A 260-nucleotide genomic window follows, 5' to 3' on the forward strand; every position below is an offset into this window, starting at 1 on the left:
CTATTGCTTTAATTTGCGTGATGCTTATAAGGTTGGGAAAAAACGTGATGCCCATGAACCAATCAGTACGATGAAGGAACAGTACCGCAACCTTGTTGATAATGGATTTCCCTATTTAATCATGTCACCGGGATTTTTATTGTTAGTGTTTGTCGTTATTTTTCCAATTATATTTGTGATCTTACTGTCCTTTACAAACTATGATCTATATCATTCACCGCCGGCAAAGCTAGTTGATTGGGTAGGAATTAAAAACTTTG

At 36.2% G+C, this 260-nt stretch carries 1 pseudogene; it reads left to right on the forward strand.

What is annotated here, in order from left to right:
- Positions 1-260: pseudogene (locus RYX56_RS23390) on the forward strand (sugar ABC transporter permease); the annotation flags it as partial.

It is taken from the genome of Alkalihalophilus lindianensis (assembly GCF_032843265.1).
GTDB lineage: Bacteria > Bacillota > Bacilli > Bacillales > Bacillaceae_D > Alkalihalophilus > Alkalihalophilus lindianensis.